The 21,016-nt window shown below is 69.2% G+C and carries 18 protein-coding genes; 10 read left to right on the top strand and 8 right to left on the bottom strand.

The genetic code is table 11. The annotated features are described in order from the left end of the window. Positions 1-174: 174 nt before the first annotated feature. On the top strand, positions 175-2,508 hold the full coding sequence (gene purL, locus BIU99_RS16575; RefSeq protein WP_064294167.1) for a phosphoribosylformylglycinamidine synthase subunit PurL: 2,334 nt from the start codon (positions 175-177) through the stop codon (positions 2,506-2,508). 244 nt (positions 2,509-2,752) lie between these two features. On the opposite strand, the gene BIU99_RS16570 is transcribed toward purL, so the two are convergent. Further along, positions 2,753-3,193, bottom strand: a complete 441-nt coding sequence (locus tag BIU99_RS16570; protein ID WP_064294166.1) for a hypothetical protein — start codon at positions 3,191-3,193, stop codon at positions 2,753-2,755. A 181-nt stretch (positions 3,194-3,374) separates the two neighbouring features. Between BIU99_RS16570 and BIU99_RS16565 the strand changes: the two genes are divergently transcribed. Together BIU99_RS16565 and pnuC are read left to right on the top strand one after the other, a co-directional pair. Next, positions 3,375-4,061, top strand: coding sequence for a GntR family transcriptional regulator (locus BIU99_RS16565; RefSeq protein ID WP_064294165.1), 687 nt, complete (start codon positions 3,375-3,377; stop codon positions 4,059-4,061). Positions 4,062-4,195: 134 nt separating this feature from the next. Beyond that, entirely contained in the window at positions 4,196-4,861 is a 666-nt protein-coding gene (gene pnuC, locus BIU99_RS16560) for a nicotinamide riboside transporter PnuC (protein WP_064294164.1), read from the top strand. Here pnuC and BIU99_RS16555 read toward each other — a convergent pair. Further along, positions 4,792-6,126: a cell wall metabolism sensor histidine kinase WalK gene (locus tag BIU99_RS16555; protein WP_071262258.1), complete on the bottom strand. Its 1,335-nt coding sequence runs from the start codon at positions 6,124-6,126 to the stop codon at positions 4,792-4,794. The two genes, pnuC and BIU99_RS16555, sit on opposite strands and share 70 nt — an antisense overlap. Then, positions 6,126-6,788, bottom strand: a complete 663-nt coding sequence (locus BIU99_RS16550) for a response regulator transcription factor (RefSeq protein WP_064294162.1) — start codon at positions 6,786-6,788, stop codon at positions 6,126-6,128. Before BIU99_RS16550 ends, BIU99_RS16555 begins: the two co-directional genes overlap by 1 nt. 190 nt (positions 6,789-6,978) lie before the next feature. Between BIU99_RS16550 and BIU99_RS16545 the strand changes: the two genes are divergently transcribed. From BIU99_RS16545 to BIU99_RS16530, 4 genes are read left to right on the top strand one after another with little or no spacing between them, the layout of a single operon-like run. Next, entirely contained in the window at positions 6,979-7,509 is a 531-nt protein-coding gene (locus BIU99_RS16545; RefSeq protein ID WP_083397435.1) for a hypothetical protein, read from the top strand. After that, positions 7,506-8,570: a peptidoglycan-binding protein gene (locus BIU99_RS16540; RefSeq protein ID WP_083397434.1), complete on the top strand. Its 1,065-nt coding sequence runs from the start codon at positions 7,506-7,508 to the stop codon at positions 8,568-8,570. The genes BIU99_RS16545 and BIU99_RS16540 overlap by 4 nt, the downstream gene beginning before the upstream one ends. Further along, a complete protein-coding gene (locus BIU99_RS16535) occupies positions 8,567-9,298 on the top strand; it encodes an ABC transporter ATP-binding protein (RefSeq protein WP_240555671.1) in 732 nt (243 codons plus the stop codon). The genes BIU99_RS16540 and BIU99_RS16535 overlap by 4 nt, the downstream gene beginning before the upstream one ends. 11 nt (positions 9,299-9,309) lie before the next feature. Continuing rightward, entirely contained in the window at positions 9,310-10,506 is a 1,197-nt protein-coding gene (locus BIU99_RS16530) for an ABC transporter permease (RefSeq protein ID WP_071262257.1), read from the top strand. Between the two features lie 114 nt (positions 10,507-10,620). Here the strand turns inward: BIU99_RS16530 and BIU99_RS16525 are convergent, their stop codons facing one another. Then, on the bottom strand, positions 10,621-11,307 hold the full coding sequence (locus tag BIU99_RS16525; RefSeq protein WP_064294157.1) for a TetR/AcrR family transcriptional regulator: 687 nt from the start codon (positions 11,305-11,307) through the stop codon (positions 10,621-10,623). Between the two features lie 151 nt (positions 11,308-11,458). Here BIU99_RS16525 and BIU99_RS16520 point away from each other — a divergent pair, with 151 nt between their 5' ends. From BIU99_RS16520 to BIU99_RS20055, 3 genes are read left to right on the top strand one after another with little or no spacing between them, the layout of a single operon-like run. Further along, positions 11,459-14,290: an MMPL family transporter gene (locus BIU99_RS16520; protein WP_071262256.1), complete on the top strand. Its 2,832-nt coding sequence runs from the start codon at positions 11,459-11,461 to the stop codon at positions 14,288-14,290. After that, positions 14,287-16,329, top strand: a complete 2,043-nt coding sequence (locus BIU99_RS16515; protein WP_071262255.1) for a YhgE/Pip domain-containing protein — start codon at positions 14,287-14,289, stop codon at positions 16,327-16,329. The genes BIU99_RS16520 and BIU99_RS16515 overlap by 4 nt, the downstream gene beginning before the upstream one ends. A gap of 34 nt (positions 16,330-16,363) precedes the next feature. Continuing rightward, positions 16,364-16,504 carry a hypothetical protein gene (locus tag BIU99_RS20055; RefSeq protein WP_162852291.1) on the top strand — a complete coding sequence of 47 codons (141 nt, stop codon included), beginning with the start codon at positions 16,364-16,366 and terminating at the stop codon, positions 16,502-16,504. A 195-nt stretch (positions 16,505-16,699) separates the two neighbouring features. Here BIU99_RS20055 and BIU99_RS16510 read toward each other — a convergent pair whose 3' ends face one another. The 4 genes from BIU99_RS16510 to BIU99_RS16495 all read right to left on the bottom strand — a co-directional run bounded on the left by BIU99_RS16510 (position 16,700) and on the right by BIU99_RS16495 (position 20,956). Next, a complete protein-coding gene (locus BIU99_RS16510; protein ID WP_071262254.1) occupies positions 16,700-17,692 on the bottom strand; it encodes an NADP-dependent oxidoreductase in 993 nt (330 codons plus the stop codon). Between the two features lie 145 nt (positions 17,693-17,837). Then, positions 17,838-18,674, bottom strand: a complete 837-nt coding sequence (locus tag BIU99_RS16505; RefSeq protein ID WP_064294153.1) for a carbohydrate ABC transporter permease — start codon at positions 18,672-18,674, stop codon at positions 17,838-17,840. Continuing rightward, a complete protein-coding gene (locus tag BIU99_RS16500) occupies positions 18,671-19,651 on the bottom strand; it encodes a carbohydrate ABC transporter permease (protein ID WP_064294152.1) in 981 nt (326 codons plus the stop codon). The genes BIU99_RS16505 and BIU99_RS16500 overlap by 4 nt, the downstream gene beginning before the upstream one ends. 6 nt (positions 19,652-19,657) lie before the next feature. Next, positions 19,658-20,956: a sugar ABC transporter substrate-binding protein gene (locus BIU99_RS16495; RefSeq protein WP_064294151.1), complete on the bottom strand. Its 1,299-nt coding sequence runs from the start codon at positions 20,954-20,956 to the stop codon at positions 19,658-19,660. Positions 20,957-21,016: the final 60 nt, after the last annotated feature.

Genomic DNA, 21,016 nt, shown 5'->3' with positions numbered 1-21,016 from the left:
TCGCACCGATCGTCACGGTCGATCTCGAAGCTCGTGAAGAGACCTCGAATCCTGCACCGCACCGTGACGAATCGGCGTCGACCTCCGACGCCCATCCGAGGATCTGTTCGTCGCTGCACGCCGCTAAGATTGGTGGGTCCGGCATCCCACCACTTCCTTTGGAGTCCTGCCCTCGTGACGACCACCACCCCCACCAGCTCCGCCGTCGCCGACACCGTCGAGAACGCCGTCGCGACACCGGACCGCGAGCAGCCCTACGGCGCCCTCGGGCTGAAGGCCGACGAGTACGCGAAGATCCGCGAGATCCTCGGCCGTCGTCCCACGAGCGGCGAGCTCGCCATGTACTCGGTCATGTGGAGCGAGCACTGCTCCTACAAGTCCAGCAAGATCTACCTGCGCCAGTTCGGCCAGAAGGTCACCGACGAGATGAAGAAGAACCTCATGGTCGGCATGGGCGAGAACGCCGGCGTCATCGACGTCGGCGAGGGCTGGGCCGTGACCTTCAAGGTCGAGAGCCACAACCACCCCTCCTACATCGAGCCCTTCCAGGGTGCGGCAACGGGCGTCGGCGGCATCGTCCGCGACATCATCTCGATGGGTGCCCGACCGGTCGCCGTCATGGACCAGCTCCGATTTGGCGACATCGACCACCCCGACACCGCGCGCGTCGTGCACGGCGTCACCGCCGGCATCTCCTCCTACGGCAACTGCCTGGGCCTGCCGAACATCGGTGGCGAGACCTACTTCGACAAGGTGTACCAGGGCAACCCGCTGGTCAACGCCCTGTCGGTCGGCGTCCTGCGTCACGAGGACCTCCGCCTCGCCAACGCCTCGGGCGTCGGCAACAAGATCGTCCTCTTCGGTGCCCGCACCGGTGGCGACGGCATCGGCGGCGCGTCCATCCTCGCGTCCGACTCCTTCGACGCGAACGGCCCGACGAAGCGTCCGGCCGTCCAGGTCGGCGACCCGTTCGCCGAGAAGGTGCTCATCGAGTGCTGCCTCGAGCTCTACCGCGACAGCCTCGTCGAGGGCATCCAGGACCTCGGTGCCGCCGGCATCTCCTGCGCGACGAGCGAGCTCGCGGCCAACGGCGACGGCGGCATGTTCGTCGAGCTGTCGCACGTGCTGCTGCGCGACCCCTCGCTGACGCCCGAGGAGATCCTCATGTCGGAGTCGCAGGAGCGCATGATGGCCGTCGTCGAGCCGGGCAAGCTCGACGCGTTCCTCGCCGTCACCGACAAGTGGGACGTCGAGACCTCGGTGCTCGGTGAGGTCACCGACACCGGCCGCCTCGTCATCAACTGGCACGGCGAGGAGATCGTCAACGTCGACCCCTCGACCGTCGCGGTCGACGGCCCGGTCTACGAGCGCCCGGTCGCCTACCCCACCTGGATCGATGCACTGCAGGCCGACTCCGCGTCGGCCCTCCCCCGCACCGACGCCCCTGCCGAGCTGGAGCAGCAGTTCCGCTCCCTCCTCGGATCGGCGAACCTCGCGGACAAGAGCTGGATCACCAACCAGTACGACTACTACGTCATGGGCAACACCGCGCTGTCCTTCCCCGACGACGGCGGCATGATCCGCGTCGACGAGGAGTCCGGCCTCGGCTTCGCCATCGCGACCGACGCGAACGGCCGCTACTGCCAGCTCGACCCGCGCCAGGGTGCACAGCTCGCGCTCGCGGAGGCCTACCGCAACGTCGCCGTCACCGGTGCCGTCCCGGCCGCCGTCACCGACTGCCTGAACTTCGGCTCGCCGGAGAACCCCGAGGTCATGTGGCAGTTCTCCGAGGCCGTCGCCGGCCTGTCGGACGCCTGCCTCGAGCTCGGCGTGCCCGTCACCGGCGGCAACGTGTCGTTCTACAACCAGACGGGCGACGTCCCGATCTTCCCGACGCCCGTCGTCGGCGTCCTCGGCGTGATCGACGACGTCGCGCGCCGCATCCCGAGCGGCTGGCAGGACGAGGGCGACAACCTCTACCTCCTCGGCACCACGTCACTCGAGCTCGACGGATCCGCCTGGGCCGGGACGATCCACGACCACCTGGGTGGTCTGCCGCCGAAGGTCGACCTCGCCGGCGAGAAGACGCTGGCCGAGCTACTGCACGCCGCAGCCAAGGAGGGCCTCGTGTCCTCCGCCCACGACCTCTCCGACGGCGGTCTCGCTCAGGCGCTCGCGGAGAGCGTCATGCGCTTCGGTGTCGGTGCCCGGGTCTTCCTCGGTGAGCTGCTCGCGCGCGACGGCGTCGACCTCACGACGGCGCTCTTCTCCGAGTCCACCGGACGCGTCATCGTCTCGGTGCCGCGCGAGGACGACGTCAAGTTCCAGGGCCTGTGCGAGGGCCGCGGCTACCCGGTGCTCCGCATCGGCGTGACCGACGCCTCGGCCGTCGGCGACGCGACCGAGCCCGCCCTCGAGATCCAGGACGTCCTGACCATCCCGGTCTCCGAACTGCGTCGGGTGTCGAAGAGCGTGCTCCCCGAGCGGTTCGGCCCGGTCATCGGCTGAGCGACCCGACTCCACACAGCCCCTGCGCCCGACGGCGCGGGGGCTGTGTCGTTCTCGGGGCTGCGTCGTTGTCGGGGCTGCGTCGTCGCTGGATGGACCTCGAGACGCCGGGTGGGCGGATACCCGAAACCCACCCACCCGACTCACCACCGGGCGCTCGAGCCAGGAACCCGAATGTCCTGACCGGCGTCTCCGGCAGTGGTGTCGCAAGCGACACCTTCAGCATATCAGCATTTGGAATGCTTCACGGAAGCGTCGCGGCCATCCCCCACAGTCGTTCCACGGCCAGTTCCGCGGCGATCGCGTCCCCCTCCGCGACCGCGTCCCGAAGGATCGGAAAGTCGACCGCGAGCGACGGCCAATCGAGCCAGTCGGTGTCGGCGGTGACCTCCAGCTGCGGCGACAGCAGCGCGAGTGCGTCGCGAGCGGTCGTGACCAGGATGCGATTCGGACAGAGGGCGACGAGATGGTCCATGAGCGGCCAGGAGAGCCCGGCGTAGGCGACCGGGTCCTGCAGGCCGATCACTCGCGACACCTCGTCCAACTCGGCGACGAGCACCGCTCGGTCGGCGTCCTCGAGGACGGGCACGGTCACGCGCGTCACACCGCCCAGCAGCGCCCCGAGCGTCTGGAAGAGATGGATCCGCCGATGGCGGGGTCTGCTGGCCGCCGAATCCGCCGACATGCGTCCCACCTTCCTGCCGTTCCAGGTCAACCCGTGCGCGTCAGGATAGCAAGGCTCAGCGCGCCCGACGACACCTGTGCATCCGGCATGTTCTACAACACATGAGGCACAAAACTATCCAACACACCTTGGATATCGGTATTCTGAACTGGTCATATCCCAGCTCGACGATCGGAGTTCCATGCCTGTTCCCAAAACCGTCGAGACGAGCCCTCGGAAGCTCCTGCGCGACATCGTCTTCGAGCAGCTCCTGACCGCCATCGAGGACGGCACCCTCGAGCCTGGGGAACGCCTCAATGACGAGGAGCTCGAGAAGTGGCTCGGTGTCTCGAGGACCCCGATCCGCGAAGCGATCAGCAAGCTCGCCGACATCGGACTGGTCGAGACCGCCCCGCAGCGGTACACCCGCGTCGCGAAGCCCACCGCCGAGCAGTACGCGGAAGCACTGCGCCTCCTGAACGGATTCCACGAGCTCAGCGCACGATGGAGCATCCCGCAGTTCACCGACGAGGACGTCGCGGCGTTCCGCGAACTCGGCGACGCCGTGCTCGCGGACATCGAGGCGCGTGACAAGCACGTCCTCCGGTCGTCGTCCGCCTTCGCCGACTTCATGGTCGAGCGTTCGGGCAACTCGCTGCTGCAGCAGGTCGCCCGTCAGATGAACACGCGGGTGACCTACACCTCGCTGCCGACGATCGACTTCTTCCAGTGGGACATCTTCGCCGCGTACGTCACCGGACTGGTCGCGGCCGCCGAGGCACGCAGCGCCGAGGACGCCGAGCGCGTCATGCGCAAGCAGGCCGAGGCCACCGACGCCTTCCTCGAGCAGGTCATCGCCGCCGGTGGAGGACTGCCCGCCGCGAGCTAGCCGGCGAACGCTGTCGAACAGCGGACCGTCACAGAGCCGCCTCCCGATCGGGAGGCGGCTCTGCACGATGTACGGTGGACCGTCGGTCGGGTGACCGCGCATCATTCGGCCACAGACCTGATCGGAGCACTGCAGTGGGGATCCTCCTCTGGCTCTTCGACGCGACGTTCAGGGTCGGCGACCAGGTGGTCCTCTGGCGGGAGGTCGTCGGCAACCTGTTCGGCCTGGCGAGCGCCCTCGGAGGCATGCGTCGCCGCGCCTGGGCCTGGCCCGTCGGCATCATCGGCAACGCGCTCCTCCTGACCGTCTTCCTCGGCGCGGTCTTCCACACGCCGAACCCGACCAACCTGCTGGGGCAGGCGGGCCGCCAGCTCATGTTCATCGTCGTGTCGATCTACGGCTGGGTGCAGTGGCGACGGGTCGAGCGCGTCGAGGCGACGACCGGTCCGGTCGCCGTGATCCGGCCCCGCTGGGCCGGCTGGCGGGTGCGGCTCGTCCTCGTCGGCCTCCTGCTCGGTGGGACGCTGCTCCTGATCCCCGTGTTCCGGGCACTCGGCTCCTACGAGCCGGTCTGGGCCGACGCCTGGATCTTCATGGGATCCCTCCTCGCCACCTGGGGGATGGCGAAACGCTGGGTGGAGTTCTGGCTCATCTGGGTCGCGGTCGACCTGGTCGGTGTGCCGCTCCTGTTCGGCGCCGGGTACTGGGTCTCGGCGTCGATGTACCTGTTCTACGGAGCGTTCACCCTCGCCGGCTTCTTCGTGTGGGCCCGCGGCGAGCGCGTCGTCACGGCGCGCTGAGTCGACGACGCTGCATCCGCGTCCGGGCGGCGCGGCGGGAAGGTGACCGTCACCACCAGCCCGCCCTCCGAACGCGCGGTGAGCTCGAGCGCAGCCCCGTGCACCTCGGCGATGCTCTCCACGATGGCGAGTCCGAGCCCGCGTGACCGCTCCGGACCGCGCGCGACCCGGCCGCCGGCGCGGTAGAACGGTTCGGTGAGCCTCGCGACCACGTCCGCCGGGATCGACTCGCCGGAGTTCTCGACCCGGAGGACGACCGTGCCGCCCGCCGGCCCGCCCGACCGGCGCACCGAGACCCGCACGAAACCACCGTCGACATTGTGTCGGACGGCGTTCTGCAGGAGGTTCCCGCACAGCTGATGCAGCATGGCCTCGTCGCCCCAGACCGCGAGGTCCTGTACCTCGGCCGTGCAGTCGATCCCGCGCGCTCGAGCTGCTGAGGCCGCGGCGACGCAGGCCTCGGAGGCCAGCTCTCCGAGTGCCACGTTCTCACCCCGCAGCTCCGAGTGCTCGAGGTCGGCGAGGTCGAGGACGGCCTCGACGGTCTGGATGCTGCGCGTGTTCGTCTCACGGAGTCGGGCGATGAGTCCCCTGACGGTCTGTTCGTCGAGGTCGTCGCTGGTCGCCGCGACGTCGAGCATCGCCTGGGTCGTCGCGAGCGGGGTCCGCAGCTCATGAGAGGCGTTCGCCGCGAACCGTTGGTGGGCGCGGAACGACCGGTCGAGCCGTTCGAGCATGTGGTCGAAGGTGTCGGAGAGGTCGGTGATCTCGTCCCGCGGGCCCGCGAGGGCGACCCGATGGTCGAAGGATCCGGTCGCCGCCCGCTGCGCGGCCACGTTGATCTCGTGCAACGGACGCAGCAGCCTGCCCGACAGGATCCAACCGCCCCACGCACTCGCCGCCGCGAGGACGACGAGCACGATGAGCGACCAGACGAGGAGCGTGTTCAGGATGTCGCTCTGGTCCGAGACGACGAGTGCCGCTGCACCGTTCGCCGAGGTCAGCCCCTCCACCGGCTGATAGGTGGCCGCCCCGGCGGCCTCGGTCGGCACGGTCGCCTGCAGCCAGGTCGCGCCGTCCATGGCCGCATCGGCCCGCACCGCGGTGATCGCGTACGTCGGGACGTACCGCATGAAGGCGTAGATGAGGGCGAGCATGATCGAGCCGGCGACGGTGAACAGCAGCGCGTACGTCAGCGTCAAGCGCATGCGCACCGTCAAGCGGTTCGGGCGGCTGAGCAACCCCGCGGCGTCGGAACGGGGCATCAGTCGCCCTCGATCCGGTAGCCCGCGCCCGGGACGGTCGTGATCACCCACGGCGAGCCGAGGCGTCGGCGGAGGTTCGAGATGGTCACGCGGATGGTGTTCGTGAACGGGTCGACGTTCTCGTCCCAGGCCTTCTCGAGGAGGGTCTCGGCGCTCACGACCCCGCCGTCGGCGAGCAGCAGCTGCTCGAGGACCGCGAACTCCTTCCGCGACAGCTTCACGTACACGCCGTCGCGGAAGACCTCCCGCCGGAACGGGTCGAGTCGCACTCCCGCGCGCTCGAGGACCGGAGGGCGCGACTCCGCCGTGCGCCGGGCGAGCGCGCGGAGCCTGGCCACGAGCTCCGGGAACTCGAACGGCTTCACCAGGTAGTCGTCGGCGCCGAGACCGAGGCCGGACACGGTGTCGTCGAGTCGACGTGCCGCCGTCAGCATCATGACGCGCACACCGGGATGCTCGGCGACCACCGTTCGGCACACGTCATCGCCGTGGGTGCCCGGCAGGTCCCGATCGAGGAGCAGGACGTCGTAGTCGTTGATCGTGAGCGCCTCGAGCGCTGCGTCGCCGTCGTGGACGACGTCCGCGGCGATCGCCTCCTGCCGGAGGCCGGCTCGGACCGCCTCGGCCAGGTAGACCTCGTCCTCGGCAACCAGGACGCGCATGATGTTCCTCTCGATTGGGTGTGGTGACTCCGGGATCGTACGGACGCCGATCGAGCAACCCCCGAGTGTCGGTTATCTACCGTGCCGTTCGGGACGTTCAGAGAACGTCAACGTTTTCCTTGACGCCCGGACAACGCGCCGCCGAGTGGACTGGTCGTCACCAGTCAGCCCCACCCACTGAGGAGTGCAGATGTCCGACATCACCATCACCCGTTCCGTCCGCCGTCCGGCCGGCAGACTCGCCGCCCTCATCGCGATCCCGTTCCTCATCGGATCGTTGGCCGCGTGCGCATCGGGCTCACCCGGATCCGAGCCGGGCTCGAAGACGCCGTCCACGGTTCAGAGCTTCGAGGACTGGCAGCTCGCCTTCGCCTCCTGCATGCGCGACGAGGGCGTGGACATGCCCGACCCCGGCAAGGACGGCTCCGGCGCCGCGATCAGTCTCGGCGATGCGGACCCGGAAGCCTTCACCGCTGCTTCCAAGACGTGCACCGACAAGCTCGGAGCCCCGCCCGCACCGGCGGGCGGCGACGTGCCCGTCTCGGACCGGTTCGAAGAACAGCTCCAGATGGCCGAGTGCTTCCGCGAGAACGGCATCGACGTCCCCGACCCGGTGAAGGGTGAGGCGATGAACATTCCGAGCGACGTGCCTGAAGACGTGCTCGACGCCTGCGGCCTCGACATGAGCAACGGCAGCTCACTCGGTTCGACGAACCGATGACCGACCGCCGCCGGATCATCGCAGCCCTCTGCGTCGGCGCCGTCCTGATCTCGGGCGGCGCCGTCGCGAGCATCGCCGTGCTCTCCTCGGCCGAGGCGACCAGTCAGGAAGAGCCCTCGAACACCGTCCGAACGGGCACCGCGCCGATCACCGCCGGCGACCTCGCCGGCACGACCCAGGCGACGGGCACGCTCGACTACGCCGACCAGCGGACCATCGGCGGCGGGGCCGGCATCGTCACGGCGGTGCCGGCCCCCGGCAGCACGGTGTCGCTCGGCGGAACCTTGTACGCCGTCGACAACGTCCCGGTCTCGCTTCTGCACGGACCGTTGCCCGCCTGGCGGTCGTTCGAGTCCGGGATGAGCGACGGACCGGACGTGCGGCAACTCGAGACCAGCCTCGCCGCCCTCGGGTACTTCGACCGCGAGCCGGACGACGAGTTCGCGTCCTCGACCGCGCGCGCCATCGAACGGTGGCAGGAGGCGCTCGGGCTCGAGGAGACCGGACGCCTGGAACTCGGATCGGTGGTCTTCATGCCCGGCGACGTCCGGATCGCCTCGATCGACGCCGCGGTCGGCACCGCCGCGTCCGACAAGATCGTCACCGTATCGTCCCTGAACAAGCGCATCGACGTCCCGCTGAAGCTCGCGGATCAGCGTCTCGGTGTCGTCGGGACCAAGGTCGACGTCAACCTTCCCGGCGGGCAGACCACCACCGGCACGGTGACCGATGTCGGCGTCCCCACCGAGTCGGATGCCGACGGACAGAAGAAGGTCACGATCCCGGTCGGCATCACGCTCGACGATCCGGCGGCCGCGGCCGATCTGCAACGCGCGACCGTGACGGTCGGCTTCCCGACGGAACGACGCGAGAACGTCCTCTCCGTCCCGGTGGAGGCGCTCATCGCGATCGACGACAAGACGTTCGGCGTCGAGGTCGTCGAGGGGAAGGGGAAGCACCGTCAGGTCCCGGTCACGACCGGTCTGTTCGCCGATGGTCGGGTCGAGGTCTCGGGTGACGGGATCCGTGAGGGTCTCGACGTCGTGGTGCCGGTGTCATGACCGACACCATGACGGCCTCGTCCGCCGCAGCCGAGCGGCCGGCCGGCCCACCGATCATCCACCTCGAGGGCGTCACCCGCGAGTACGGTGAGCCGCCCACGCTCGCGCTCGCGGGTGTCGACCTGACGATCGAGGAGGGCGAGTTCGTCGCCATCGTCGGACCGAGCGGCTCCGGGAAGTCGACGATGCTCAACCTCATCGGGACGCTCGACCGACCGACCAGTGGGACCGCCCGCATCGCGGGTTCGGACGTCGGACGCCTCGCCGACGCGAAGCTGTCGGCCCTGCGCGCCTACCGCATCGGCTTCGTCTTCCAGCAGTTCCACCTCGCCGACGGCTCGACCACGGTCGACAACGTCGCCGACGGCCTCATCTACGCCGGGGTCCCCCGGGCCGAGCGCCGTCGTCGCGCGGTCGTCGCCCTGGAACGCGTCGGCCTCGGCCATCGTCTCGGCCACCGCCCGACGCAGCTCTCCGGCGGTGAGCGCCAGCGGGTCGCGATCGCACGCGCCGTGGTCGGCGACCCGCCGTTGCTCCTCGCCGACGAACCCACCGGCAACCTGGACTCCGTGTCCGGCGCGAGCATCGTCGAACTGCTGCACGAACTCCACGAGGCCGGCACGACCATCGTCGTGATCACGCACGACGCCGAACTCGCTGCGCGACTCCCCCGCCAGGTGGCGATCCGCGACGGCAGGATCGTGAGCGATTCGGGGCGGGCGGCATGAAGGAGCAGGGTATGCACCCCGACCACGACCGACGGTCACGGCTCCTCGGCCGCGACATCCTCCGGCTCGGGACGACCGGTCTCCGGGCTCGGCCGACGCGTGCGGTCCTCTCCGCGCTGGGGATCGCGATCGGCATCGCGGCGATGATCGCCGTCGTCGGTATCTCCTCGTCCAGTCAGGCGAAACTGCAGGCGCAGCTCTCGGCCCTCGGGACGAACCTCCTCACCGTCCAGCCGGGCCAGAACCTGTTCGGCGAGGCGGCCACGCTCCCCGAGAACACCGTCGGCAAGGTCGGGCTGATCGACGGCGTCGAACAGGCCGGCTCGGCAGCGTCGTTGCAGGACGTACTCGTCTACCGCAACAGCCTGATCGACCGCGCGTCGAGCGGCGGGCTCGGGGCGGTGGCGGTCACGGAGAGCCTGCTCGACGTCGTCGGTGGGAGGCTCGCCTCCGGCGAGTGGCTGAACCGGGCGACGGGAAGCTATCCAGCCGTCGTCCTGGGGTCGAAAGCCGCCGAACGTCTCGGCATCACGACGGTCGGCACGAAGATCCAGCTCGGCGAGCAGTACTTCACCGTGGTGGGCATCCTGGATCCCCTGGAACTCGCCCCGGAACTCGACACCACCGCGATGATCGGCGAGACGGCTGCCGCCGAGCTGTTCGGGTACGACGGCAAACCGACCACGGTGTACGAGCGGTCCGCCGATGATCGCGTCGAGGCGGTCCGCGAGCTCCTCCCCCGCACCGTGAACCCCGCGGCACCCGAGGAGGTGGAGGTGTCCAGGCCGTCCGACGCCCTTGCCGCGAAGCAGGCCGCAGATCAAGCCTTCACCGGGCTCCTCCTCGGACTCGGTTCCGTCGCCCTGCTCGTCGGGGGCATCGGCGTCGCGAACACGATGGTCATCTCGGTCCTGGAGCGCCGTCGCGAGATCGGCCTCCGTCGCGCCCTCGGGGCCACGCGGGGCCACATCCGGTCCCAGTTCCTCACCGAGGCCCTCCTGCTCTCCGCCCTCGGCGGGGTCGCCGGCGCCGCGCTCGGCACCGGCGTCACGAGCATCGTCGCCGCGGTGAACGACTGGCCGACGGCGGTGCCGCCGGAGGTGCTGCTCGCGGGCGTCGGCGCGACCCTGGCGATCGGTGCGATCGCCGGCCTCTACCCGGCGATCCGCGCGGCCAGGACACCACCGACGTCGGCCCTCAGCGGCTGAATCGGATCCGCTGCCGGGCTGCTCCGACGCGGGCCCGATCCAGGAGTTCCTGGATCGGGCCCGCCCTGCTTGTGAGGGGTGACCGGGAACGCTCGCGACGAGCCGGGCCTGAGGTCAGTCGGCGATCGACTCGGTGAGGGCGCGGACGATGGCCGGGAGCGTGCGCATCGCGAGCTCGCGCGGTGAGCCCTCGTCGCCGTCCGGGTCCATGAGCACGGCCGTCTGGATGGCCGACTCGTAGAGGGCGACGACGATGTTCGCGATGTCGGGCGTCGGGATCGTGAACCGGACGTGCGCGAGTCCGGCCGCCTGGTCGAGCCACGCGGCGAGCTGCCGGCCCGCGCTCTCCTGGTGCTGGAGGTAGCGGGCGGCGACGTCGGCGTCGCGCATCGCCAGCATCCGGAACTCCGACTGGACGAGGCACCAGCGGCGGTCATCGGGCTGGAGCTCGAGGAAGGCACGGATCAGGGCCTCGAGCGAGCCCTCGGTGTAGCGGCCCGCTGCGTCGAGGAGCGACGGGCTGACCGCCTGCAGTCCAGCCTCCAGGCGGTCGAGTCGGAGCTGGTTCTCGCGTGACTCGAGGGCGAAGAACAGCTCCTCCTTCGAGTCGAAGTTGGAGTAGAAGGCGCCGCGGGTGAAGCCCGCGCGCTCACTGATCTGCTCGACGGAGGCCGCGTGCACGCCGAACTCGGCGAAGACCTCGTAGGCGGCGTCGACGAGCCGCTCGCGCGTCCGCTGCCGACGCGCGGACTCGACCGGCGCTTCGTCGCCCGGGGACTCGACCGCTTCGTGCACGCGCATCCTGACACCTTACTGACAGCTCGACCGACTTCTTGCCGATACATCACTGTATCCAATACAGTCATGTATCGGATACACCGCTGTATCGATCCTGTCCGAACCTCTCCGTCGGCTCGCCTGCAAGCAGCGCCGACCTCCCTAGGAGCGACGCGTGTCCTCACTGCTCTACACCCTCGGCCGCTGGGCGTTCGGCGCCCGCAAGCTCGTGCTGATCCTCTGGATCGCCGTGCTCGCCCTCGCGGGTGGCGGCGCGCTGCTCTTCAACCAGGGAACCGACAACGCCTTCTCCATCCCCGGTACGGAGTCGCAGGAGGCGCTCGATTCGCTCGACCACACCTTCCCACAGGTGGCCGGTGCCTCGGCGCAGATCATCGTCGTCGCACCGGAGGGCGACACCGTCGAGGACGCCGGGGTCCGATCGGCGATCGACGACGCCGTCACCGCCCTGGGCGACATCGGGCAGGTGGAGCAGGCGGTCTCCCCGTTCGACGAGAACGTGACGGGGGCGGTCTCGGAGGATCGGCGGGCGGCGCTCATCTCGATCCAGTTCGACGGGGCGCAGACCGACATCACCGCCGCCACCATCAGTGACGTCGAGGACGCGGAGGCGAGCCTCGCGAAGGCGCTCCCGGCCGGCGCCGAGGCCTCCCTCGGCGGGCAGCTCTTCAGCAACAGCCTCCCGACGCTGAGTGTCATCGAGCTCGTCGGCGTGGTCGTCGCGCTCGTCGTCCTCATCCTCACCTTCGGCTCCTTCCTTGCCGCGGGCATGCCGCTCATCACCGCACTGCTCGGGGTCGGCATCTCGATGGCGCTCATCTTCGTGGCGACGGTCTTCGGGCCGATCTCCTCCACGACGCCGATGCTCGCGCTCATGCTCGGCCTGGCCGTCGGCATCGACTACGCGCTGTTCATCATCTCGAGACACCAGGACGGCCTGCGCAGCGGCCTCGACCCGACCGAGTCGGCCGCCCGCGCGACCGCGACGGCCGGTTCCGCCGTCATCTTCGCGGGCCTCACGGTCATCATCGCCCTCCTCGGGCTCGCGGTCGCGAACATCCCGTTCCTCACGACGATGGGTGTCGCCGCGGCGGTCGGTGTCGCGATCGCGGTCGTCATCTCGCTCACCCTCATCCCGGCCATGCTCGGCTTCGCCGGCGAGCGCCTCCGGCCGAAGGCCAGGCGGGCCGGCAAGCGCGCGGCGGCCCGGGGCGCCGCCGAGCCGGTCGACGGCCCACAGGCCTCGGTCCCTGAGCACCACAACGCGGTCCCTGAGCCTGTCGAAGGGCACCCCAACCGCTTCTTCCTCGGCTGGGTGCGAGGCGTCACGCGACTCCCCATCGTCACGATCGTCGCCGTCGTCGCCGTCCTGGGCGCCCTCGCCATCCCCGCCCTGTCGCTCCGACTCGCGCTCCCCGACGCCGGTTCGCTGCCGGAGGGCGACGGAGCCCGCACGACGTACGACCTGGTCTCCGAGCACTTCGGCGAGGGCTTCAACGGGCCACTCATCGTCACCGGCGGCATCGTCGGCAGTACCGACCCGCTCGGACTCATGGCCGACCTCAAGCAGGAGATCGAGGGACTCGACGGCGTCGCCGCCGTCCCGCTCGCCACCCCGAACGCGACGGCCGACACCGGCATCATCCAGGTCATCCCGAGCGGCAGTCCCGACTCCCAGGCGACGAAGGACCTCGTCGCCGAGATCCGGGGACTGCACCAGTACTTCCAGGACGAGTACGGCGTCGACCTCCAGGTCACCGGGTTCACGGCCATCGGCATCGACATCTCCGACCGCCTCGGCGGAGCCCTCCTCCCCTTCGGCCTGATCGTCGTCGGCCTGTCGCTCGTGCTCCTGACGATGGTCTTCCGCTCCATCTGGGTCCCGATCAAGGCGACCCTCGGCTACCTGCTGTCGGTCGCCGCGTCGTTCGGCGTCGTGGCCCTCGTCTTCGAGCACGGCGTGTTCGCCGAGGCCCTCCACGTCGCGAGGACCGGTCCGGTGATCAGCTTCATGCCGATCATCCTCATGGGTGTCCTGTTCGGGCTCGCGATGGACTACGAGGTCTTCCTCGTCTCCCGGATGCGCGAGGACTTCGTCCATTCGGGACTCGCGAAGCGATCCGTCGAGACCGGCTTCCTCGGCTCGGCGAAGGTCGTCACCGCCGCGGCCGTCATCATGTTCGCGGTCTTCGCCGCCTTCGTGCCCGAGGGCGACACGAACATCAAGCCCATCGCCCTCGGGCTCGCGGTCGGCGTCTTCGTCGACGCGTTCATCGTGCGCATGACCCTCGTGCCGGCGGTGCTCGCGCTCCTCGGCGACCACGCCTGGTACCTGCCGAAGTGGCTCGACCACATCCTGCCGTCCTTCGACGTCGAGGGCGAGGGGCTGCAGCGCGAACTCGAGCTGCGCGAGTGGCGCAACGGTGACGAGGTCGCCATCGCCGCCGCGGGAGTCACCCTGGCCGGTGCGGACGGACCGCTGTACGAGGACGTCGACACGACCGTCGCCGTCGGCGGCGTGCTCGCGGTACAGGGCGCGCGCCCGGTCTCGGTCACCGCCCTCCTGCTGACGCTGGCCGGCCGCCTCGAACCCGACCACGGTCGGCTCAAGGTCGCCGGTCTGGTCCTGCCGGTCCGCGCCGGGGCGGTGCGGTCCCGCGTCGCGTACGTCCGTCTCGACCACGGTGAACCCGTCGGAACGCTCGCCTCGGCGCTGGCGGAACGCCCCGCCATCATCGTCCTCGACGGGGTCGACACCGTGCCGGACGACGACACGAGACGCGGACTGTACGAGCGCCTCCTGACGGCGACCAGGGCCGCGGAGCGCACGCGCCGACCGCTCACGATCGTCGTCGGCACCGCTGACGCGTCCTCGCTCACCGACGTCCTGCCGACCACGACGGCCGAGGTGCTCGACCTCGACCGCACCACCTCCACCACCACGTCCACTCCCACCGCCATCGCTGAATCGAAGGTCGACGCATGAGCACCATCCTGAACCGCCTCGAACGGGCCCGCTCCGGCAAGGGCGTCACGGTCGTCTCGATCATCGGCCTCATCCTCGTGCCGCTCGTCATCGCGGGCGGACTCGTCTGGGCGCTGTGGAACCCGGCGGAACGACTCGGCCAGGTGACCGCCGCCATCGTGAACGACGACAAGCCGGTCACCGTCGACGGCCAGACCGTGCCGCTCGGACGTCAGCTCTCCGCGGGCCTCGTCGACGGTGACCAGAAGACCAACTACACCTGGGTCATCACCGACGCGTCCGACGCGAAGGCCGGCCTCGCCGACGGTTCATACACGGCGGTCGTGACGATCCCGGAGAACTTCTCGAAGGCGGCGACCTCGTTCTCCGGCGACGCCGCCGACGCCGAGCGCGCCCGCCTCGACGTCACGACGAGCGACCGCAGCAAGCTCGTCGACGACGCCATCTCCCAGACGATCACGCAGACCGCGGCTTCGCTCCTCGGTCGGCAGCTCACCACCACCTACCTCGAGAACGTCTACGTCGGGTTCAACACCCTTCACGACCAGCTCGGTGAGGCCGCCGACGGTGCGAAGCAACTCTCGACGGGCGGACTCTCGCTCGCGCAGGGTGCGCAGCAACTCGCGAACGGCACCACGCAGCTGGCCACGGGCGCGACGCAGTTGTCGTCGGGTGCGACGCAGCTGAGCGACGGGGTGGATGCGCTGGCCGACGGCGCCACGCAGCTCTCGTCCGGTGCGTCGCAACTGAGCGGCGGCGCGAGCCAGCTCGCGAATGGAGCAGCGACGCTGTACGCCGGGACGCAGGGTGACGGGAGCGCGGACAACCCGGGGCTGGTCGGCGGGGCCAATGGGCTCGCCGAGGCGGCGACCGGAACCTCCCGCGTCGCCGACGCGACGAAGGCTGCGGCGACGTCCGTGGCGGCTCGCTGCCTGGACCCGGTGAAGGCGGCAGCGCTGACGGCGATCGACCCGACGCTGTGCAAGGACATCCTCACGACCGTCGGCACCGCCACCGCCCTCACCGACGGCGACGTCTCGACCGGGTATCCCGGCACCACATCGCTGGCGACGACGACCAAGCGGTTCTCCTCCAGCATGCCCGCACTCGTCGACGGCATCGCCAAGATCAACACCGCGGCGGCGCAGATCGCGGCCGGAGCGGCAGGCCTCGCCGACGGCGCGTCCAAAGCCGCCTCCGGGACGACGCAACTGCAAACGGGGGCGTCCGCACTCGCCGACGGCGCGGCGCAGTCGGCGACCGGTACGACCCAGCTCGCCGACGCGTCGAACCAGCTCGCTTCGGGCGCCGGCACCCTGTCCGGCGGAATCACCTCGCTCGCGTCCGGTCTGCAGAGCGCGGTCGACAGCCTGCCGACCTACACGAGCTCCGACCGACAGACGCTCGCGGGCGTCGTCGCCGACCCGGTCTCGGCCGGCGATTCGGCGACGGTGTCCTTCGGCACGAACAGCGCTCCCTTCTACGCCGTCCTCGCCCTCTGGCTGGGTGCGCTCGCGAGCTTCCTCGTCCTGCGGCCGGTGCCCGTGCGGGCGTTCGGATCCACCCGCTCATCGCTGCGGCTCGCGCTCGGGGCCTTCGTCCCGGCCGGAGCGATCGGGATGCTGCAGGGCCTGCTCGTCGCCGTCATCACCGCACCGCTGCTGGACCTCGACGCGGGCGGCTGGCTCGGCTTCGCCGGGGTCGCCGTCCTCGCAGGGCTCGTCTTCGCCGCCGCCAACCAGGCACTGAACGCCCTGTTCGGTGGTGCAGGTCGGTTCATCTCGATGATCGTCGCGCTCGTCGGTCTGGCGACCGGGATCATCGCGACCGCTCCGCAGGTGCTGGACCAGATCCTCGCGTTCCTGCCGATCGCACCGGCTCTCGGTGGTCTGCAGGCGATCGCGATCGGTGACGCGGGAGCAGCGGCCGGCGTCGTCGGCCTCGTCCTCTGGCTCCTCGGATCGCTCGCCGCCACGACGTTCGCGATCGCCCGGGCGAGGACCACGTCGGTGAAGGCCCTCGTCCCTGCCGTCGCCTGATGCCGGGCAAGCACCCCGCCGGTAGGCTGGGGTGATGAGCAGCAGCGAAGACCGGGAACTGGCCGAATGGGGCGAGCAGCGCAAGCGTCGTCAGCGGCTCATCGCCTGGGTCCTCGTCGTCGCGCTCGTCCTCGGTGGAGGCGGCGCGACCGTCCTCGGCTTCATCTTCAACTAGCCGACCGCCCTCCCCTTCCGGTTGCCAGCGCGGTGCGCTGACGCGAGCGCGGCCCACACGCGCGAGCGCGGGTCTCCGGAGGGTCGCGCTCATGCGCGAGACCCGCGCCCAGGCCGGAACCGTGCATCTCGGTTCAGCGCACCGCGCTGGCGCCGGAACCCGACGTCTCGGGCCAGCGCACCGCGCTGACCGTCGTCAGGGCCTGGCGTCGTGCAGGTCTCGCTGTTTGACGATGCGCTCCGGGTTCGCCGGACGCATGCCGACGATGATCTTGCCCCGCGCGTGCAACCGCTCGAGATCCTCGAACGCGTCGATGATCAGGTCGAACGGGTAGAACGCCGAGACGACGACCTTCAACGCGTGGTCGGCGGCGTAGTCCGCGAGGCGTTGCAGCTGCTTCGTGGCGTGCGCCGAGAACTCCTCGTCCGGCTCGAGTGCGGCGAGCTCGATGGCCTTCCGATCCTCGCTCGAGCGGTACTTCTCAGGTGGTACGCCGAGCTCGAACGCGAGCTCCTGACCGTCCTGACCGAAGTTGTCGATGAACGCCGTCACGCCCTCTGGCGCGAGCTTGCGGATCCGATCCGCCATGCCCTCGCCGTAGACGACCGGTTTGACGCCCTGTTCACGGAGGAAGTCGTGATTGCGCTCACCGCAGGTGCCGATGACCCGCACGCCCGCGAACTTCGCCAACTGCGCCTCGATGTTCTCGACGCCACCGGCCGCCGCCGAGATGACGAGCGTGTCACCCTGCTTGAGATGCAGCCCGTCGAGCGTGTCCAGCGCCGTCAGTCCGGCGAGGTAGAGCCCGCCGGCCTCCTCCCAGCTCACGCGCTTCGGCTTGCGGACGAGGGACGACGCCGGGACCACGACCTGGGTGGCGTGCGCGCCGCGGACGGCGTGCCCGATCACCTCGTCGCCGCGCTTCCAGCCCTCGACCCCGGTTCCGACCTCGCGGACCAACCCGGCGAAGTCGCTCCCCTGCCCCGTCGGCAGCTCGATCGGCACCGTCTCGGCGAGGTGCCCCTCGCGGACGAACGCCTCGATGTGGTTAATGCCGCTCGCGAGGACGTCGACCACGACCTCGCCCCATCTGGGATGCGGCATCTCGGACTCGATGAACTCGAGTACGTCGGGCCCGCCGTAGCGGGCGTAGCGGAGTGACCTCGTCGTCTGCTTCGAACCGAACATGGTTCATCTTCCACCTGCAGGTCGCTAGAGCGTCAAACTATCAGCGGGCTTCCAGATTCACCGAGGGCCGCCCGTGACGACGCCCACTCGCCCAGGAATGGGCGAACGGGCGTCGGTTCGCCCATGTTCGGGCGAATGAGCGGGGTCAGCCCTTCACCGCTCCCGCGGTCAGGCCCTGCACGATGTACCGGCTCGCGAACGCGAACAGCACCATCGTCGGGATGATCGTCAGCACCGCGGCCGCCGACATGGAGCCCCAGTCGATGTTGTAGCTCGTGATGAAGCCGTTGAGCGCCGTCGGGATCGTCTTGTTCGCATCGCTGTTGATGAGCGTCACCGAGAGGAACAGCTCGTTCCAACAGTTCACGAAGTTGAAGATGAACGCCGCGACGATCCCGGGTTTCAGCACCGGGACGAGCACCCGGAAGAGCGCACCGAACCGCGAGCAGCCGTCGATCATGGCCGCCTCCTCGAGGGCGTCGGGGATGTTCTCGAAGAACCCTCGGAGCATGACGGTGCAGAACGGGATGCACACCGCGATGTAGATGAGGATGAGCCCGAACCGGTTGTCGACGAGCTTGAGCTGCGTCATCAGCAGGTAGAGCGGGCCGAGTGCGATGAACGACGGGATCATCTGCGTGGCGAGGAACGCCAGCAGGATCGCCCCCTTGCTCCGGAACTCGAACCGCGCCAACACGTACGCCGACAGCATCGAGATGAAGGTCGCCACGAGAGCTGCGATCGTCGCCACGATGAGGCTGTTGACGACGTAGGTGCCGAACTGCGCCTTGCTGAACAGACCGAGATAGTTCTCGATCGAGAACACCTCCGGCCAGTACGTCAGCGGGTAGGAGAAGATCGCGCCCGGCTTCTTGAACGAGGTAACGACGATCCAGTACAGCGGGAACACCGTGATGACGAGCCAGAGCCCGAGGAAGAGGAATTTGACGACCTTCGCCGTCCGGGTCTCCTGGTCGATCATGCCTTCACCTTCTTCTCACGCATGGACAGCAGGTAGAACGCGGTGAACACCAGCAGGATCGCGACGACGATGAGGCCGATCGCGGAGGCCCGCCCGTAGTCGCCGCGCTGGGTGGTCGCGATCATCCAGGTGGTGAGGATGTGGGTCTGATTCGCCGGACCACCGCCCGTCATGCCGTAGATGATGTCGGGGAAGTTGAAGATCCAGATGACCCGGAGCAGCACCGTGAGGGCGAGCGTCGTGCGGATGTACGGGATCGTGATCTGGAAGAGCATGCGCGCCTTGCCCGCGCCGTCGAGCGCTGCGGCCTCGAAGAGGTCCTCCGGCACCGACTGCAGCGCGGCGAGGATCATGATCGCGAAGAACGTGACGCCGTACCAGACGTTCGCGACGATGACGGCGAACATCGCGGTGTTCGGGTCGGCCAACCACGGGATCGGGGTGTCGATCAACCCGACCTTCTGGAGCAGGTCGTTGATCACGCCGAACTCGCTGTTGAACATCCAGCGGAACAGGATGCCGATGAGGAAGCCCGAGATGGCCCACGGGAAGAAGATCATCGCCTGGTAGAGACCGCGGAAACGGAACCTCCGTCGCAGCCACAGGGCGATGCCGAAGCCGATGACGAACTGCGGGACGATCGAGGCCACCACCCAGAGCACGGTGTTCGCCACGACCCTGCCGAAGGCGGGATCGGCGAAGACGGCCAGGAAGTTGGCGAAGCCCACCCACGAGGTGTCGGTGAGGTTGGCGAGGTTCCAGTTCCGGAACGCCATCTGCGAGCCGGCGATCATCGGGTAGTAGATGAAGATCGCCACGAAGATGAACGCGGGGGCGAGGAAGGCGAGGAGGCCGAAGCCGCGGCGCACCGTGAAGGTGCGCCGCCGACGCCCACCGGCGGTCCGCGAGGGACCGGCCGGGGGTGTCGGGGTCGCACGCTGCTGCGTGCGACCCGCTTCGTCAGTGGTGGTCGTCATGGACGGTTACTCGCTCTTCCACTTCTCGGTCCAGTACTCGTCCCAGCCCGCGAGGAGCTTCTCCGGCGTCAGCTGGCCGATGAGGACCTGCTGGATCTCCGAGTCGGACTTCTGGATCCACTCGGTCCACCAGGAGGAGCCGCGCGGCTGCGTGACGCTCAGGTAGGTGTCCGGGTTCTCGTTCATCGTGACGTAGCTGGCCCACGGGCCGGTCTTGTAGAAGTCGCTGTCAGCCGCGCTCTTGACGATCGGGACGAGGCTGTTCTCCTGGGCGAAGGTGGTGGCCTGCTTGTCCTCGGAGAGGAACTCGATGAGCTTCGCGGCCTCGGCCTTGTGCTCGCTCGACGCAGCCGTGCCCCAGCCCGCGGTCGCCATGGGCTGCGCGGCCTTGCCGGTCGGGCCGGTCAACAGCGGAGCGGTGCTCCACTGCTCGGCCGTGATCGCTTCGGACTGCTCGACGGTCGCGATGACCTCCGGGTCCTGCAGGAGGAACGCGGTCGAACCGTTCGAGAAGCCTTCGACCATCTCGGGGTAGCCCCACGCGACAGACGACGGCGGCGAGGCCTCCTTGAAGAGGTCGAAGTAGGTGTTGACGGCGTCGAGCGCCTCCGGTGCGGAGAAGATCGTGTCGCCGTTGGTCAGCTTGAACGCGTTCTCGGTGTCGAGGTCGTCGGCGACGTAGGCCTCGATGGCCGCGACGACGTTGCTGTTCGCATTGGTGCCGCCACGGAAGGCGTAGCCGAACTGGTTCTTCGAGGGGTCCTGGATCGCCGAGGCCTGCTCGAGGAGGTCGTCCCAGCTCGTCGGGGGCCCGTCGAAGCCGGCCTCCTTGATGAGGTCGGTGCGGTAGAACAGGCTCAGACCATAGAAGCCGTAGGGCACGTAGTAGACCTTGCCATCCTCGCCCTTCGCGTACTTCGTCGCGTTGTCGGTGAGGTCGTCCCAGCCCTTCCAGTCCTCGAGCTCGCCGCTCATGTCGTCGAGCCAGCCGTTGGTGGAGAACGGGCCGACGGTGATGTCGCGGACCTCGAGCACGTCGACGCCGGAGCCGGACTGCAGCATCTGGGTGATCTTCTGGTCGGCCTGATCGGTCGGCGGCGAGATGAGCTCGACCTTGATCTTCGGGTTGTCGGCCTCGAAGTCCGCGATGAGCGACTTCAGGACCTCGGTCCGGGCGGGGTTGGTCAGGCTCTCGACCATCTGCAGGGTGACGGTGCCGTCGCTCGCGCCGCCGGCACAGGCCGACAGGGCGAGGCCGGTGACGACGGACAGGCCGATGGCGGCCGTTGCGCGTGACTTCCTCATGCTCGCTTCTCCTTTGAGTGGTGCTGGTGGGGGTGCTGCGGGGGGGGGGGGGGGGGGGGG

Source organism: Plantibacter sp. MMLR14_011 (assembly GCF_001865025.1).
In the GTDB taxonomy this organism is placed as follows: Bacteria; Actinomycetota; Actinomycetes; order Actinomycetales; family Microbacteriaceae; genus Plantibacter; species Plantibacter flavus_A.
Note: the sequence above shows the minus strand (reverse complement) of the source record. Positions and strands in the feature narration are given on the sequence as shown.

What these genes read in the sequence shown, in the direction of transcription:
- BIU99_RS16570 (WP_064294166.1), bottom strand. Translation starts at nt 3,193, where the DNA reads ATGTCGGCGGATTCGGCGGCCAGCAGACCCCGCCATCGGCGGATCCAT.
- BIU99_RS16565 (WP_064294165.1), top strand. Translation starts at nt 3,375, where the DNA reads ATGCCTGTTCCCAAAACCGTCGAGACGAGCCCTCGGAAGCTCCTGCGC.
- BIU99_RS16555 (WP_071262258.1), bottom strand. Translation starts at nt 6,126, where the DNA reads ATGCCCCGTTCCGACGCCGCGGGGTTGCTCAGCCGCCCGAACCGCTTG.
- BIU99_RS16550 (WP_064294162.1), bottom strand. Translation starts at nt 6,788, where the DNA reads ATGCGCGTCCTGGTTGCCGAGGACGAGGTCTACCTGGCCGAGGCGGTC.
- BIU99_RS16545 (WP_083397435.1), top strand. Translation starts at nt 6,979, where the DNA reads ATGTCCGACATCACCATCACCCGTTCCGTCCGCCGTCCGGCCGGCAGA.
- BIU99_RS16540 (WP_083397434.1), top strand. Translation starts at nt 7,506, where the DNA reads ATGACCGACCGCCGCCGGATCATCGCAGCCCTCTGCGTCGGCGCCGTC.
- BIU99_RS16535 (WP_240555671.1), top strand. Translation starts at nt 8,567, where the DNA reads ATGACCGACACCATGACGGCCTCGTCCGCCGCAGCCGAGCGGCCGGCC.
- BIU99_RS16530 (WP_071262257.1), top strand. Translation starts at nt 9,310, where the DNA reads ATGCACCCCGACCACGACCGACGGTCACGGCTCCTCGGCCGCGACATC.
- BIU99_RS16525 (WP_064294157.1), bottom strand. Translation starts at nt 11,307, where the DNA reads ATGCGCGTGCACGAAGCGGTCGAGTCCCCGGGCGACGAAGCGCCGGTC.
- BIU99_RS16515 (WP_071262255.1), top strand. Translation starts at nt 14,287, where the DNA reads ATGAGCACCATCCTGAACCGCCTCGAACGGGCCCGCTCCGGCAAGGGC.
- BIU99_RS20055 (WP_162852291.1), top strand. Translation starts at nt 16,364, where the DNA reads ATGAGCAGCAGCGAAGACCGGGAACTGGCCGAATGGGGCGAGCAGCGC.
- BIU99_RS16510 (WP_071262254.1), bottom strand. Translation starts at nt 17,692, where the DNA reads ATGTTCGGTTCGAAGCAGACGACGAGGTCACTCCGCTACGCCCGCTAC.
- BIU99_RS16505 (WP_064294153.1), bottom strand. Translation starts at nt 18,674, where the DNA reads ATGATCGACCAGGAGACCCGGACGGCGAAGGTCGTCAAATTCCTCTTC.
- BIU99_RS16500 (WP_064294152.1), bottom strand. Translation starts at nt 19,651, where the DNA reads ATGACGACCACCACTGACGAAGCGGGTCGCACGCAGCAGCGTGCGACC.
- BIU99_RS16495 (WP_064294151.1), bottom strand. Translation starts at nt 20,956, where the DNA reads ATGAGGAAGTCACGCGCAACGGCCGCCATCGGCCTGTCCGTCGTCACC.